The organism is Paenibacillus sp. CCS19, from assembly GCF_033239625.1.
In the GTDB taxonomy this organism is placed as follows: domain Bacteria; phylum Bacillota; class Bacilli; order Paenibacillales; family Paenibacillaceae; genus Paenibacillus_T.
Window position 1 is genome coordinate 15287 of sequence record NZ_BTCK01000012.1, and the last position, 13928, is coordinate 29214.

A 13928-nucleotide genomic window follows, 5' to 3' on the forward strand; every position below is an offset into this window, starting at 1 on the left:
GCAAAGCGTTAGTTCGTGCGAGTTGATTTCTTTACGATAAGAATGAGGAAGCTAATCTATCATTCATCTACAAGGAGGCACTTCATGAACCACGTGATACAAGAACATGGTCGACCATTTATTATGCTTGCAGGAGAAGTTAACAATTCGAGCTCGTCATCGATCGAATATATGGAGCCTATCTGGCATAAGGCCGCGAAGCTTGGCATGAACAGCTTGCTGCTGCCTGTAACTTGGGAAATGATTGAGCCTGAAGAAGGCGTGTTTGAATTCCAACTGGTGGATGATCTGATTAGTCAGGCGAGGCTGCGCGGAATGAAGCTTGGTTTCTTATGGTTCGGTGCTTGGAAAAACGCGCAGTGCTATTATGCGCCATCATGGGTCAAGACAGACTTGGATCGCTTCTCAAGAGCAGAGGTAGAGAAAGGCCGAAGAAAGACTACTTTAAAAGAATTCCACGGAATGCCGTATACGACATTGTCTTATTTGTGCGAAGAGACCAATGCGGCTGATGCGAGAGCGTTCCGGGCCTTCATGCTTCATCTAAAACAAGTAGACGAGAAAGAACAAACCGTTCTGCTCGTACAAGTCGAGAATGAACCGGGACTGCAAGGAGCTGCAAGAGAAAACTCGGATGCAGCTGACGAGCTGTTCGAAGCGGATGTCCCGCAGGCGTTTGTCGATTATATGAGATCCCATACGAGCACCATGGCTGAGGATGTCCGCCAATCGGTGGAGAATAGTGTGAAGAGCGGCAGCTGGAAGACGGTTTTTGGAGACGTAGCGGAAGAAGTATTCAGTGCGTATCATATTGCAAGCTATATCAACCGAGTAGCTGCTGCAGGCAAGGAGGTCTATTCCCTCCCGATGATGGCTAATTGCTGGTTGGACAAGGGGGAAAAGCCGGGAAAATATCCGAGCGGCGGACCGGTAGCACGTATGATGGAGGTTTGGAAATATTGTGCGCCTCAAATTGATATTCTTGCGCCGGATATTTATGTTCAAAATTTCTGCGAAGTGTGCGACGAATATGTGAAGATGGACAACCCACTCTTTATACCGGAGACTGCAGCCCACGGTTATGCAGGCCCGCGGCTTGTTTACGTCATTGGACATTATCATGCGCTCGGATTTGCTCCATTCGGTTTCGAGCGGTTGGGCGAGCCATTTACTGCCATGGAAAGCTACCTCTTCGGAGTGGATATAACGGACCCACTATTAAAAACTCCGCAAAACCAGGACGAGTACGGCTGGTATGGCAGAACGCTTAATAGCATGATGCCATTATTGACGGAGAAATACAGCACGTCGGATTTGCAAGCCGTCATCATGGAACGGCCTGAGCAGGACGCGATGTTGTTTGGCGATTTGGGGTTTAAAATCATGATGAATTCGCCCATCATCCCTCGCAAAGACGGCGTATGTCTTGTATTGAAACAGGCAGATGACGAATTCATTATCATAGCAAACGGCTGTGCGATCATGCCGTTCTCCACAAACCCGAATAAACCTAACGTGGATATTCTTGTTCTTGAAGAAGGGCGTTACGAGCAAGGGAACTGGGTAATGACACGGCGGTTGAACGGGGACGAAGTCGCGATCATGCGGTATGTAACCCCAACGCTGTTGAAGATCAAATTGTTCAGCTACCAATAAGGAGAGATGAACGAAGCCGTTCTCAAGTCCAATAGGATGTTGAGAACGGCTTTTTGTACCGTGAAAGTCGTGAAAGTCGTGAAAGTCGTGAAAGTGTTATTCGAAATGTCGGCTAACCGTTAGTTTGTCTAGCGGCAAATCGATATGATGGAATTGAATTAAATATAGGGAGGTGAGTACAACAATGAAATTCGATCAAAATGCTAAACTGGGTGACTTGTTGGGAAACGAAGCGGCAAAAGCGGTTTTGGACAAGCATCTTCCTGGCTTCTCTACGAATCCGATGACGGGCATGGCTAGCGGGTTCACGCTCAGCCAATTGGCGGCATTCCCGCAAGCGAATATTAATGCTGAGGTGCTGGCATCCATCGTTTCCGATCTGGCTGCCATCGAATAGTATCATCCGACATTTCGGAACCAAGGAGGTTGATCAGATGAAGCTTAATGGCAAAGTAGCGGTCGTCACCGGAGCAGCATCCGGGATGGGTAAAGCGATTGCTGAGCTTTTCGCCGCAGAGGGTGCTAAGGTGGTCGTATCGGATCTGAATGCCGAGAACGCAAGTAAAGTCGTCGAGGGAATTGCTGCACTTGGCGGATCGGCAATCGCGGTTGCAACGAATGTCGGTGTTGAAGAGGACGTCCAACGTCTGATAGACACTGCGGTCCAAACGTATGATACGGTGGACATCCTTATTAACAACGCGGGTATTATGGATAACTTCGTTCCGGCAGGCGACATAACGGATGAGCTGTGGGACAAGGTGTTCGCTGTGAATGCGACAGGGCCAATGCGAACGACACGGAAGGTTCTCCCGATCTTCATCGAGAACAAGAAGGGCGTAATCGTAAATATCGCATCGGCTGGCGGCTTATTCGGCTCCAGAGCTGGCGTCGCTTATACGGCTTCGAAGCACGCGGTTATCGGATTGACGAAGAACGTTGGCTTCCAATACGCGACGAAAGGCGTTCGCTGCAACGCGATCGCGCCGGGAGCGGTCGCTACGAATATCGCAATGTCGATAACAGCTCCTAATCCATTCGGAGCAGAACGGGCTCAGATCGGCATGGGCATCAACCCTGGCTTAGGTCAGCCGGAGGATATTGCTAAGGTGGCATTATTCTTGGCTTCCGATGAATCAAGCTTTGTCAATGGTACGACCGTTACGGCGGATGCGGGCTGGACGGCGTATTGAAGGCAGCACAAGGGTCCCTTTACGAAGAGAGGCGCGTAAGTCGTCCCTGTATCGTAAGGGGCTTTTTTGTATAGGTCAGAAGTCGGCAAACCATTAGTCAAGAAGTCGTGAGAGTGTTAGTTGCCACAATAGAATCACTTTATCATAAGAGAATGTAGATGCATTTTCTAAGCCTAAGCTTGAACCTCTGGAAGGAGAGAACACTATGAGACAACGCATTCGGATGAATGATGCATGGCGATTTATGAGAAGCAACGAACAAATGGCCGAAGCCGTAATCTATCAAGACGACCATTGGAGCGAGGTTCATATTCCTCACACTTGGAATGCGATAGACGGGGCGAACGGATACGAATATTACCAAGGCGCTTGTTGGTACAGAAAAGCGTTCACGCTTGATCCTTCTTATCAAGGCAGGAAAGTATATATTGAATTCGGTGGCTCCAATAGCATTACGGACGTATATGTGAACGGCCAGCATGCGGGCCAGCACAAAGGGGGCTACTCTGCTTTTCGATTTGACATTTCAGGCAGCGTAGTCTTCGGAGCTGCCAATGTAATTGCAATCAAAGTTGATAATACGGTTGTAGACGATGTTTATCCGCAGAAGGCAGACTTTACTTTCTATGGCGGCATTTACCGCGATGTTAGCTTACTGATAACGAATCAGGTCCATTTTGACACGATGGATCATGGTTCGGATGGCGTTTATCTCGTTCAGGAACAGGTTTCGCAGGAAAAGGCTCGGTTGCAAATCAAGACCAGACTGGTCAATGACAGCTACGAAGAGAAGAAAGTCAGAGTGTGGGCAGATATCTTGAATGCTGACCAACATGTCGTAACGTATGCTGTGAAGGAAGTCATTCTGGCTGCAGGCGAGGTTAAGACAGAGATGTTGGATTGCGTTATCGACAATCCGATTCTATGGAATGGCAGACGAAATCCTTATATGTACCAGGCTTCCGTATCCATGACGAGCTTTAACGATGCGGTGGACGAAATTGCGATTCCGTTCGGCGTCAGGTACTTCCATGTCGATCCCGAGAAGGGCTTCTTCCTGAATGGCGAACATCTGCCCTTGTACGGCGTGTCCAGACATCAGGACCGGAAAGACAGGGGCTGGGCGATTACGGAGAACGAGCAGATTGAAGATATGGAGCTTATCAAAGAGATCGGCGCGACTTCCATTCGTCTTGCGCACTACCAGCACAGCCAAACGTTCTACGATTTGTGCGACCAAGAGGGCATGGTGATATGGGCCGAGATTCCTTTCATCTCCATCATGTCGCAGAACGATCTGGAAGGGATCAATGCTAAGCAGCAGATGTTGGAGTTGATCAAGCAGAATTACAATCACCCTTCGATCATCTTCTGGGGATTGCAGAATGAGATTCAGATCGGCGGAGAACGACCGGAGGTTAGAAGACTCGTTCGAGAGTTGAACGAATTGACGAAGAAAGAAGATCCGACCAGACTCACGACGATGGCTAACGTGTTGTTCGTCGACGAGCGAGATGAATTCAACCGGATGACCGACGTGATCGGGTATAACAAATATTACGGCTGGTATCACGGCAAGACGGAGGACTTCGAGCCTTGGGTGGACAAGTTCCATGAGATTAATCCGGATCGACCGCTGTGCATTTCCGAGTACGGGGTAGAAGGAATCGTGCAATATCACAGCGCTGCGCCGAAGGTGAAAGATTATACGGAAGAATACCATGCCCTTTACCATGAAGTCGCTTGGTCCATATTCGAGAGAAAGCCGTTCCTATGGGCTACTTATGTATGGAATATGTTCGATTTCGGCGCCAATATCCGAGATGAGGGCGGCGTCAAAGGAAGGAACAACAAAGGACTTGTCACCTATGATCGCAAGATTAAGAAGGATGCCTTCTATATGTATAAAGCGCATTGGTCGGATGATAAATTCGTCCATATTGCGAGCAAACGTTTTGTAGATCGGGCTGAAGACAGCATTCAAGTGAAGGTGTATTCGAATTGCAATGAGGTTTCGCTGTATGTGAACGGTGAACGGCTTCAATCGAAGTCCGGCAAAGCAAAGATCTTTATCTTCGAGAATGTCGTGCTGGCGGAGGGCATGAACGAAATCCGTGCGACAGCCAGCGACGACCATATCGTTTATCAGGACATTGCACGGTTCAATAAAGTAGAGCAGCCGAATCCAAGCTATGAAGCGCCAGCGGTTGAGGATCAGAGGGAAGCCGTTAACAACTGGTTCGAGCTGCCCGACGCGAGTACGGACGAGGCGGAAGAGCTGCAGATTACGGACGATGTCTATTCCACTCGCTGCACGTTCAAAGACTTATTCGAGAACCAAGAGGCTGAGATTGTATTGAACAAGTATTTCGGAGAGAGCTTCAGAGACATTCCGCAATACAGCATGATGCAAGGCTTCACGATCGACATGCTGGCAGGCATGGCACCTGAGAACTTCCCAGATAAGCTGATATTCGCCTTGAATAAAGAACTCACGAGAATTAATAAAGGCTAAATTCTGCGGGAACGCATTAAGGAGCATGGATAGAATGGCATACATGTGCAATCCGATCAATATGGCTTACAAGTATCAGTTAACCGATTCGAGAGGACTTAAAGTCACTTACCGGGAGGCTGCAGATCCCTCATTGGTCGTATTCCAAGGCCTATACTATCTCTTTCCCTCGATGACGGCAGGGTTTCTTGTCAGCGACGATTTGAATAATTGGACGTTCCATTCGCTGAAGGATGTGCCGATTTACGATTACGCGCCGGATGTTCGGGTCATCGGGGAATATCTTTATTTCTCGGCATCTAGCAATTCCAAGAACTGCTCGTTCTACAGAACGAAGGATCCGATTGCCGGTGACTTCGAGGAGATTGGAGGTGGCTTTCCGTTCTGGGATCCTAACCTGTTCGAGGACGAGGACGGAAGGGTTTACTTCTATTGGGGTTGTTCCAGCGAGACGCCGGTCTATGGCGTAGAGCTTCAACCGGACACGATGAAGCCTATCGGAGAACCTGTCGCACTCGTGTATGGCAATCCTGTTGTAATCGGTTATGAAAGAAAAGGCGAAAATCATATACCCAAATCATCGGAGGAGATTGAGAAGATCGTTCAAGGGTACGCGAGCATGAATCCTAGCGCTTCGGAAGAAAGCTTGAATACGATTAGAAAAGCGCTCGGGGATGATCCGTACATCGAGGGGGCGTGGATGGACAAACGAAACGGGAAATACTACCTCCAGTATGCTGCTCCTGCGACGGAGAATAACATCTATTCAGATGGCGTGTATATAGCGGATCATCCGCTAGGACCGTTCAAGCTAGCAGCGAATAACCCATATTCGTATAAGCCCGGAGGCTTTATTCCAGGCGCCGGGCATGGGTCGACGTTAGAGGATAAATACGGAAACACATGGCACGCTTCCACGATGAGAGTAAGCGTCAATCATATTTTCGAGAGACGAATAGGGTTATGGCCTGCCGGATTCGATGAAGACGGAGAATTATTCTGCAATCAACGATACGGCGACTGGCCGTTGCGGATCGAACAGGCCGTCATAAACCCGTGGGAGAAACCGGAGTGGATGCTGCTTTCTTCCGGCAAGCCGGCAAAGGCCTCTTCCTACGAAGAGGGAAAAGATGCGGCAAAGGCGACGGAAGAGAACGTTCAAACTTGGTGGAAAGCAGCTTCTAGTGTCACCGGAGAATGGCTTGAGGTTGACTTGGAACATGAGTGCGATGTATATGCCATTCAAGTGAATTTCGCAGACGATCAGCTGCATGTTCCGCTCCCGGAAGGAGAGGCTTATCGGGAAGGAAGATACATCGATGAGCGGCAGCACTATACGAGATGGATTCTTGAAGGCTCGTTAGATGGTAGCACCTACTTTGTAATTGAAGATAAGTCAGAAGTTGAAACCGACTTGTCGCATGATCTGATCGTCAAGGAAGTCGGATTCCGAGCCAGATATATTAGATGTACGGTCAAGGAGCTTCCTTATGATCAACGTCCTTGCATCTCTGGCCTTAGGGTGTTCGGATTCGGACAAGGGGATCAGCCGAAGCCGATAGACGCCATTCAATTGACCTACTTGAGCGATCTTGATCTTGCGGTAGAGTGGAGTCCTCAAGATGATGTTGTCGGATACAATGTGCTTTGGGGGCATGCGCCGGATAAGCTGTATCACAGTCATATGGTATTCGGGAGCAGCCAATTGACGATTAAAGCGTTGATTAAAGGTCAATCGGTGTATGTTCGGGTGGATTCATTCAATGAAGTAGGAATATCGGAGGGCGAAGTGTGTAAAGCGGTTGTGTAATCGATATGAGTTAAAGTCGAATCCGATTAAGGATTCGGCTTTTTGTATTTCGGGCATTCATCCAAGGTTAGAGATTATTTAGATTAATAGCTGCTATCACGAATATTAATTTCATCTATATCAAAGCGCTGGATATAATTAACCTTAGCTAAGCGCCAACGAGTTGATTAATGCCATCAAGGTTGACGGGAGAGATGGGATATGGGGAATACCACAGACCTGCTGAACATGAATACAGAACAATTGAATGAGCTTTATGCGTCTCTTAAAGAAAGGTATGCCGAGTTTCAGAATCAGAACATGAAGTTGGATATGTCCAGAGGCAAACCGTGTCCGGAGCAGCTTGAATTATCCAAAGCCATGCTGGACCTCGTCGCATCCAGTGACAGTTTAAGAGCGTTGGACGGTTCGGATTGTCTCAACTACGGCGGAGTTGATGGGATACCCGAGGCGAAGGATCTTTTTGCGCAAATACTTGGGGTAAGTTCAAGTGAGGTTATGATCGGCGGAAGCTCCAGTCTTACGATGATGCACGATACGATAAGCCGAGCGATGCTTCACGGCGTCTATGGCAGCCAGCAGCCGTGGGGTAAGCTTCCAACTGTGAAATTCATATGCCCGAGTCCGGGTTACGACAGACATTTTGCGATATGCGAGCTGTTCAATATTGAGATGATCGTTGTCGATATGCTTCATGATGGACCGGATATGGATGCGGTTGAAGCGCTTGTTAGTGAGGACGATTCGATTAAGGGGATATGGTGTGTTCCCAAATACAGCAACCCCGATGGGATTACCTATTCGGATCAGGTTGTTGAACGACTTGCTGAGATGACTGCGAAGGCAAATGATTTTAGAATTTTCTGGGATGACGCTTATACGGTACATCATTTGACCGACGAACCCGATCATCTGAGCAATATCTTAAGTGCGTGCAAAGAGGCTGGAAATCCGGACCGTGTATTCATGTTCTGCTCTACTTCCAAGATTACATTCCCTGGAGCCGGTGTAGCTGCTATGGCCGGAAGTGTTGCGAACATCAATTATACGAGGAAACAGATTGCCGTCCAGACGATTGGTCCCGATAAGATCAACCAGTTGAGGCATATCCGTTTTCTGAAGGATTTGGATCATTTAAGTGATCACATGGCACAACACGCGGCTATTCTGAAACCCAAATTTGATAGGGTATTAAGTAAACTGGAATCAGAGTTAGGAGAGAGGGGTATCGCATCCTGGAACAAACCTAACGGCGGCTATTTCGTTAGTCTGAATACACTGGACGGCTGTGCCACGATCGCGGTGAAGTTGGCAGCCGACGCCGGTGTTACATTGACTGCGGCAGGCGCGACTTTCCCTTACGGCAGAGACCCGCGTGACCGTAATATCAGAATAGCGCCATCCTTCCCATCTGTGGAAGAACTCGAGAAATCGATCGAGGTACTAAGCATTTGTATCCAACTGGCGAGTATCGAGAAGCTATTAGCGGAGAGATAGATAGATAGATAGATAGATAGATGGTCTAAGGTAATTTTAAAAAAATGGGAAGCCACCTTAAAGGTGGCTTCCTTTGCTATTAGTCCATCTTCATCAGTAAGCCGGTGTGTTCGTCCTCCGACTGCCTATAGAATGTAATGATTGCTTTCTTGTCTTTCGTTATAAATACGTACGAGTAAGGTTCATCATCTGTCGTGCTATTGAAAGTCCAGCCTTCTTCGATTGATTTGTCCTCGTACCAAGTTATTGTTTCGTTGTGTGAATGTGGAACGGAGTAGCACGTTCCGCCCAAATGAAGGATTTCTTCAGGACAAGAGGATTTGGATTGACTTGTTCCGGGAGGAAGAGGAATGGATGTATTCGAACATCCAACTACTAGCAGTAAAATTGTAAGCAGTACGAAACACTTTTTCATATATACTCACCACCACTAATTAAACGAACCCATACGCCATAATGTTCCAGTTCAAATCGTGATCCACCGCAAGATTACTGCCGCTTTAGTTTGATCGGTGTGTCGGTTGTTGTATGATAGTTAATGAACAATACAGAACACACCGGAGGATTACATTTTGTCTTGGAGTAAATTGAAGCAGCAACTGGAGAGTTTTCTTGCTCCTGCGTTAATCGGGAGGTTCGAATATCGCGCAACGAGCTATCGTTATGCGCCCGATAAACCAGGTCAGTGTTATATTGCAGTCGACAAGAAGAACGTACTCAATATGAATGACGCAACGACATCAATCAGATGGTATCAGTCCGACTTGGAAATAAAGAATGATCCAACTATTCAAATTGCTGTTAGCAATGATGAGATCGAAGCGATCAGAAATGACACCAAGGGGTTGGTGCCAGAGGATCGTCTCGTCGTTATTGCACGAGGCAGGAAGATGTCTGAACTCGCCAAAGAGCTTCTGTCAGCTCAGACGTCATTGAGCAAATCAAACTTCACAGCTGCAGCGACTAAGTTTCTATCCACTTCAATAGAAGAAAGCTTAGAGAGCAATGACATCATATTGAACATCTTAGCCTTGGTGGACAGACGAGTCGGCAAAAAGCGGATCCAGAACATGAGCGAGAAGATCAAGATGAAGCACCCAAGTGTGCAGTATTTCTACGAGCTGCGGCTTGGTAAATTGTGATACTATCATATGTGAGCGATCTTGGCTTCGCAAGTTGACCGGAACACCGGAGACTTCTAATCTTTCGACAGATTGGATGTCTCTTTTTTATTTAATCTGAAGGTGGCGATAAAATGGGGATTGCAGTTATACACGGAAGCTCCCGCAAGAGCGGTAACACGGATCAATTGGCCCGTTTGCTTGTAGAGGGGTTCGAGTCGGATCATATTTATTTGGCAGACTATAGGATCGAGCCGATTGTCGACTATCGTCATTCCGAGAAGAGGCCGTATCCGGACGATGACTACCGTACCGTTCTGGAGCGGGTATTGGCTCAAGACGTGCTCGTATTCACGTCGCCGATCTATTGGTATGGGCCTTCAGGTCTGATGAAGACGTTCATCGATCGGTGGTCGCAGTCGCTGCGTGAGAATAAGGAGCCATTTCTTGCTGCCTTGGCTGCAAAGTCCGCTTGGGTGCTGGCTGTCGGCGACGATGAACCTCATCTTAAAGGAATACCGCTAATCCAGCAGTTCCAGTATATATTCGAGTACACCGGAACGGCCTATGCGGGGTACATAATTGGCAAGGGGAATAAGCCCGGCGATATTTTGCAGGATACTGTTGCTTTGGCTGCAGTAGAGGCTGTGCGGCAGCAATGGCGTAGTTGATTGCGAAGATAAGCTTCTATGCTCTTTCGAAAAAAGAAGCTTGAAACTAGCTCTAGTAAGAGCAGTTTCAAGCTTTGAGTGGACTCTAAATCCCGACCGGCGTCCGCCCAATCGCATCCAGACGCTTCTTCGCTTCCTCATACACATCATTCGGAAGCGGGCCCAGCTCCGCATAACGGAGATTCTCCGCCAAGTGGACGGGATTCTTCGTGCCGACGATCGTCGTCGTCATGGATGGGTGGGACAAGGTGAAGCGCAGCAGGAATCCGGTGCGCTGCTCGCCATGCTCTAGCAGATCGTCCAGCTTCGCTAGCTCCCATGCGCTCCAACGATCCTCCGAGCCGCGGCCGATGCCCGGCTCGCCTTGTCCAACGCCGCCGCGAACGATGATACCGGCTCCGGTGCCTGCCGCCTTCGTTATCCAATCCTCATGCTCGCGCTCGATAGCGGAGTAGGGGAGCTGGAACGTATCGAACGTTCCCCAGTCCACGAACGGTGGAAGGTTCGGAAGGTACGAGGATACGCCGATGTATCGCACTTTGCCGGTTGCTTGGACTTCCTTCAGCACGTCGACCAGCGCGCCTTCTTCGGCTTGCTGCGGTGTAGGTCCATGCAGCTGCCAGACGTCGATGTAGTCAGTCTTCAGACGCTGCAAGCTCGTGTCGATATTATGAAGCAAGTTATCGCGTGTCCAAATATGTGACGTCTCGTCATGATTGCCGCGGTCGGTGACGCAGCATCCGCACTTCGTCGCCAGAATGAATTCGTCCCGACGGTGGCTGATGAAGCGGCCAATCAATTCCTCGCTTCGGCCGTAATCGTAAGAGGTGTCGATCAGGTTGATGCCTGAGTCGAGCACGGCATTCAAGATGCGATCCGCGTCGGCATCTTCGAGCGGTCTTCCGCTCCATACGCGCGGGCCGCGAATTTCCATGGCGCCGTAACTCAGTTTAGTGACTTGTAATCCTGTACGGCCTAATGTCGCTTTGTCCATCGTTGCAGCTCCTTTTACCACTTTATAGCATTCAAATCTTTTATATCATCTGAATGATAGGCTGGCAACCACAGCTTCCGATATTTTCCTGTACAGGAATCGATAAAGGTTTTCTTCCATTCTCACAATCTTACATCGCTGGATGGACCGTTGCTTTCGTTGCGGCGCGCTTCTTCCAGCTCATGCTCCCAAGTCAGATGCCGGTAAGGAGCGGCAGCGTTGTCGGCATCGAACCATTGCATGAAGTCCTGCCACATGGCTGTCGTCCATGACGCATCAATCTGCGCCGTCGTATATGTCTGGCTGTTCAAGCGGGCGAAACCGAATACGTCGCGAACCTGCGATTTCTCGGCATGGGTCGCCGTCAGTTCCGCCAAGTGGGCGGGGATGAAGATAACGCCTGCCGGCGTGCCAAGCACGACATCGCCTGGGAGGCAGATGGCTCGGCCGATGCGGGCGGGCACGTTCATGCCGACCATCGTAACGTCGCCGATCGCCGTCGGGTCGCTGCCGCGATAGTACACGTTAATATTTTCAATTTGCGCAATTTGCTGATTATCCCGAATGCCGCCCCAGATAACGGCTCCGCCAGTCTTCGTACGGGTCGATATTGCAGTGGACAGGTTGCCGCCAACGTAGGTGCCTTGATAGATTTTATCGAACATATCGATGACGACGACGTCCTCTTCCTCCAGCGAATCGATCACCCATTGGTTGAAGAAGCCTCTGCGACCCTCTTGCTCATGACCGTAATCGAGCAGCGTTTCATGCAGATCCGGGCGCTTCGGCACCATGACAGCCGTAACCGCGCGGCCGACCATCACTTTGTTCGGATGAATGATCTTGAAATCGCCCTCGAATTGATAGTGATAGCCTCTGGACCAGAGCGGTCCCCATGCTTCCTCCAGCGTGATTCTGCCTAAGCGTGCGAGTACGCTGGATGGCACCTTGGGACGGCCGTCCGGGAAACGCTCGCCTTGCCATAGTGGTGACAGCTGGACCGTATCTTCCGCATTATTAAACTTCATAATGGACACCTCGCTTTATAGTAGTAGTAATCTTGCTTGCCTCTGCCGCTCTTAACTCCACAGCCGGTCATTGGACCAATAGTCGTTATGCTCGTCAGTAGGGAGCCACACCCCCGGGATTTGCGGGTGCAGATGCTGCGCGATCACTTCGTCGTTAAGCTCTTCAATGCCAAGGCCTGGCGCATCAGGCACGTGAATGAATCCGTTCTGAACAAGCGGCTTCGGCAGCTTGCTGACGATCAGATCGTCCCACCACTCGACATCGACGGAATGGTATTCGAGCGCCAAGAAGTTCTCCGTAGCGGCTGCTGCATGTACCGCTGCCAGACAGGCGATCGGGCTTTCCGCCATATGAATGGCCATCGCGACGCCGTATTCCTGAGCCATATCGCCGATTTTCTTCGTCTCCAGAATGCCGCCGGTCGTCAGTACATCGGGATGGATGACGGATACGCCGCCGGATTCCAAGAGCGGCTTGAAGTTCTCCTTGAGATAGATATCCTCACCCGTACAGATTGGCGTCGTTACGCTGCTTGCGAGCTGGGCGTATTGCTTCGTGTACTGCCACGGAATCATGTCTTCCATCCATGCCAGATTGTATTTGTCGATGCGGCGGCCCAGCTTGATGCAATCCTGCAAGCCGATATGTCCAAAATGGTCGACCGCGAGAGGGACCTCATAGCCAATGACCGCGCGAACGTCCGCGACATATTGCTCCAGCATGTCGAGACCTTTCTCCGTCACATGAATGCCCGTGAACGGATGGGCGATGTTATAGATATCGTAATGGCGGTTGCGAATCTCCCGCAGCTCTTGCTCCGATAGATTCGAATGCTTGCGGGAATGCCAAGCCTTGGACAACGCTTTCATTTCTTCCAGGAAGCCAAGGGGAGCACTTAACGTTCCAGGCTCATGAATAATTTGATTGATGCCCAGATCCATTTTGAGGAAGGTGAAGCCTTTCTCCATCCTTTTCTGCAAAGCAACGCCCATCGCAGTCCCCGTATCTTTGCCATCGACGTCAGTGTCGCAATACATACGGATCCGATCGCGAAATTTGCCGCCGAGCATTTGATAGATCGGCATGCCATAGGCTTTGCCGGCAATATCCCATAGGGCGATCTCAATGCCGCTCACGCCGCCGCCTTGCCGGGAATGTCCGCCGAATTGCTTGATTCTGCGGAACAGCTTGTCGATATTGCACGGATTTTCGCCGAGCAGCCTGCTTTTGAGTTGGAGGGCAAACTGTTTGTCGGCGCCATCGCGCACCTCGCCGAAACCGACGATGCCTTGATTCGTGTACACTTTGATCAAGCTGCAGTGCATGGGAGCGCCTGCAATATCGGCGAAACGAATGTCGGTAATGCGAAGGTCCGATGGTTTGGAGTTCGTGTTGACGTAGGCTAGCGTGCTTTCATAGTTTTCGACTTGAGTCACGGGCAT

At 49.6% G+C, this 13928-nt stretch carries 11 protein-coding genes; 8 read left to right on the forward strand and 3 right to left on the reverse strand.

What is annotated here, in order from left to right; translation table 11 throughout:
• Window positions 1-84 precede the first annotated feature (84 nt).
• The 8 genes from SBI19_RS10760 (at window position 85) to SBI19_RS10795 (ending at window position 10463) form a co-directional block, all read left to right on the forward strand.
• Window positions 85-1656: a GH35 family beta-galactosidase gene (locus SBI19_RS10760; RefSeq protein WP_317967867.1), complete on the forward strand. Its 1572-nt coding sequence runs from the start codon at window positions 85-87 to the stop codon at window positions 1654-1656.
• Between the two features lie 184 nt (window positions 1657-1840).
• A complete protein-coding gene (locus SBI19_RS10765; RefSeq protein WP_317967869.1) occupies window positions 1841-2053 on the forward strand; it encodes a hypothetical protein in 213 nt (70 codons plus the stop codon).
• A gap of 37 nt (window positions 2054-2090) precedes the next feature.
• Window positions 2091-2849, forward strand: coding sequence for an SDR family oxidoreductase (locus SBI19_RS10770; RefSeq protein ID WP_317967871.1), 759 nt, complete (start codon window positions 2091-2093; stop codon window positions 2847-2849).
• A 205-nt stretch (window positions 2850-3054) separates the two neighbouring features.
• Window positions 3055-5364 (forward strand): glycoside hydrolase family 2 protein, encoded by a 2310-nt coding sequence (locus tag SBI19_RS10775; RefSeq protein ID WP_317967873.1) that lies wholly within the window; start codon window positions 3055-3057, stop codon window positions 5362-5364.
• A gap of 34 nt (window positions 5365-5398) precedes the next feature.
• Complete coding sequence (locus SBI19_RS10780) at window positions 5399-7174, forward strand: family 43 glycosylhydrolase (protein ID WP_317967874.1); 1776 nt, start codon at window positions 5399-5401, stop codon at window positions 7172-7174.
• 201 nt (window positions 7175-7375) lie between these two features.
• A complete protein-coding gene (locus tag SBI19_RS10785) occupies window positions 7376-8671 on the forward strand; it encodes an aspartate aminotransferase type Ic (protein WP_317967876.1) in 1296 nt (431 codons plus the stop codon).
• Between the two features lie 572 nt (window positions 8672-9243).
• Window positions 9244-9813, forward strand: a complete 570-nt coding sequence (locus SBI19_RS10790; protein WP_317967878.1) for an SF0329 family protein — start codon at window positions 9244-9246, stop codon at window positions 9811-9813.
• A 113-nt stretch (window positions 9814-9926) separates the two neighbouring features.
• On the forward strand, window positions 9927-10463 hold the full coding sequence (locus tag SBI19_RS10795) for a flavodoxin family protein (RefSeq protein ID WP_317967880.1): 537 nt from the start codon (window positions 9927-9929) through the stop codon (window positions 10461-10463).
• Window positions 10464-10548: 85 nt separating this feature from the next.
• On the opposite strand, the gene SBI19_RS10800 is transcribed toward SBI19_RS10795, so the two are convergent.
• The 3 genes from SBI19_RS10800 to SBI19_RS10810 all read right to left on the reverse strand — a co-directional run bounded on the left by SBI19_RS10800 (window position 10549) and on the right by SBI19_RS10810 (window position 13922).
• Window positions 10549-11457, reverse strand: a complete 909-nt coding sequence (locus SBI19_RS10800) for an aldo/keto reductase (RefSeq protein ID WP_317967882.1) — start codon at window positions 11455-11457, stop codon at window positions 10549-10551.
• A 122-nt stretch (window positions 11458-11579) separates the two neighbouring features.
• Window positions 11580-12485 carry an RraA family protein gene (locus tag SBI19_RS10805; protein WP_317967884.1) on the reverse strand — a complete coding sequence of 302 codons (906 nt, stop codon included), beginning with the start codon at window positions 12483-12485 and terminating at the stop codon, window positions 11580-11582.
• A 51-nt stretch (window positions 12486-12536) separates the two neighbouring features.
• Entirely contained in the window at window positions 12537-13922 is a 1386-nt protein-coding gene (locus SBI19_RS10810) for a mandelate racemase/muconate lactonizing enzyme family protein (RefSeq protein WP_317967886.1), read from the reverse strand.
• Window positions 13923-13928: the final 6 nt, after the last annotated feature.

Coding starts and splice junctions, on each gene's coding strand:
- SBI19_RS10760 (WP_317967867.1), top strand. CDS start 85: ATGAACCACGTGATACAAGAACATGGTCGACCATTTATTATGCTTGCA.
- SBI19_RS10765 (WP_317967869.1), top strand. CDS start 1,841: ATGAAATTCGATCAAAATGCTAAACTGGGTGACTTGTTGGGAAACGAA.
- SBI19_RS10770 (WP_317967871.1), top strand. CDS start 2,091: ATGAAGCTTAATGGCAAAGTAGCGGTCGTCACCGGAGCAGCATCCGGG.
- SBI19_RS10775 (WP_317967873.1), top strand. CDS start 3,055: ATGAGACAACGCATTCGGATGAATGATGCATGGCGATTTATGAGAAGC.
- SBI19_RS10780 (WP_317967874.1), top strand. CDS start 5,399: ATGGCATACATGTGCAATCCGATCAATATGGCTTACAAGTATCAGTTA.
- SBI19_RS10785 (WP_317967876.1), top strand. CDS start 7,376: ATGGGGAATACCACAGACCTGCTGAACATGAATACAGAACAATTGAAT.
- SBI19_RS10795 (WP_317967880.1), top strand. CDS start 9,927: ATGGGGATTGCAGTTATACACGGAAGCTCCCGCAAGAGCGGTAACACG.
- SBI19_RS10800 (WP_317967882.1), bottom strand. CDS start 11,457: ATGGACAAAGCGACATTAGGCCGTACAGGATTACAAGTCACTAAACTG.
- SBI19_RS10805 (WP_317967884.1), bottom strand. CDS start 12,485: ATGAAGTTTAATAATGCGGAAGATACGGTCCAGCTGTCACCACTATGG.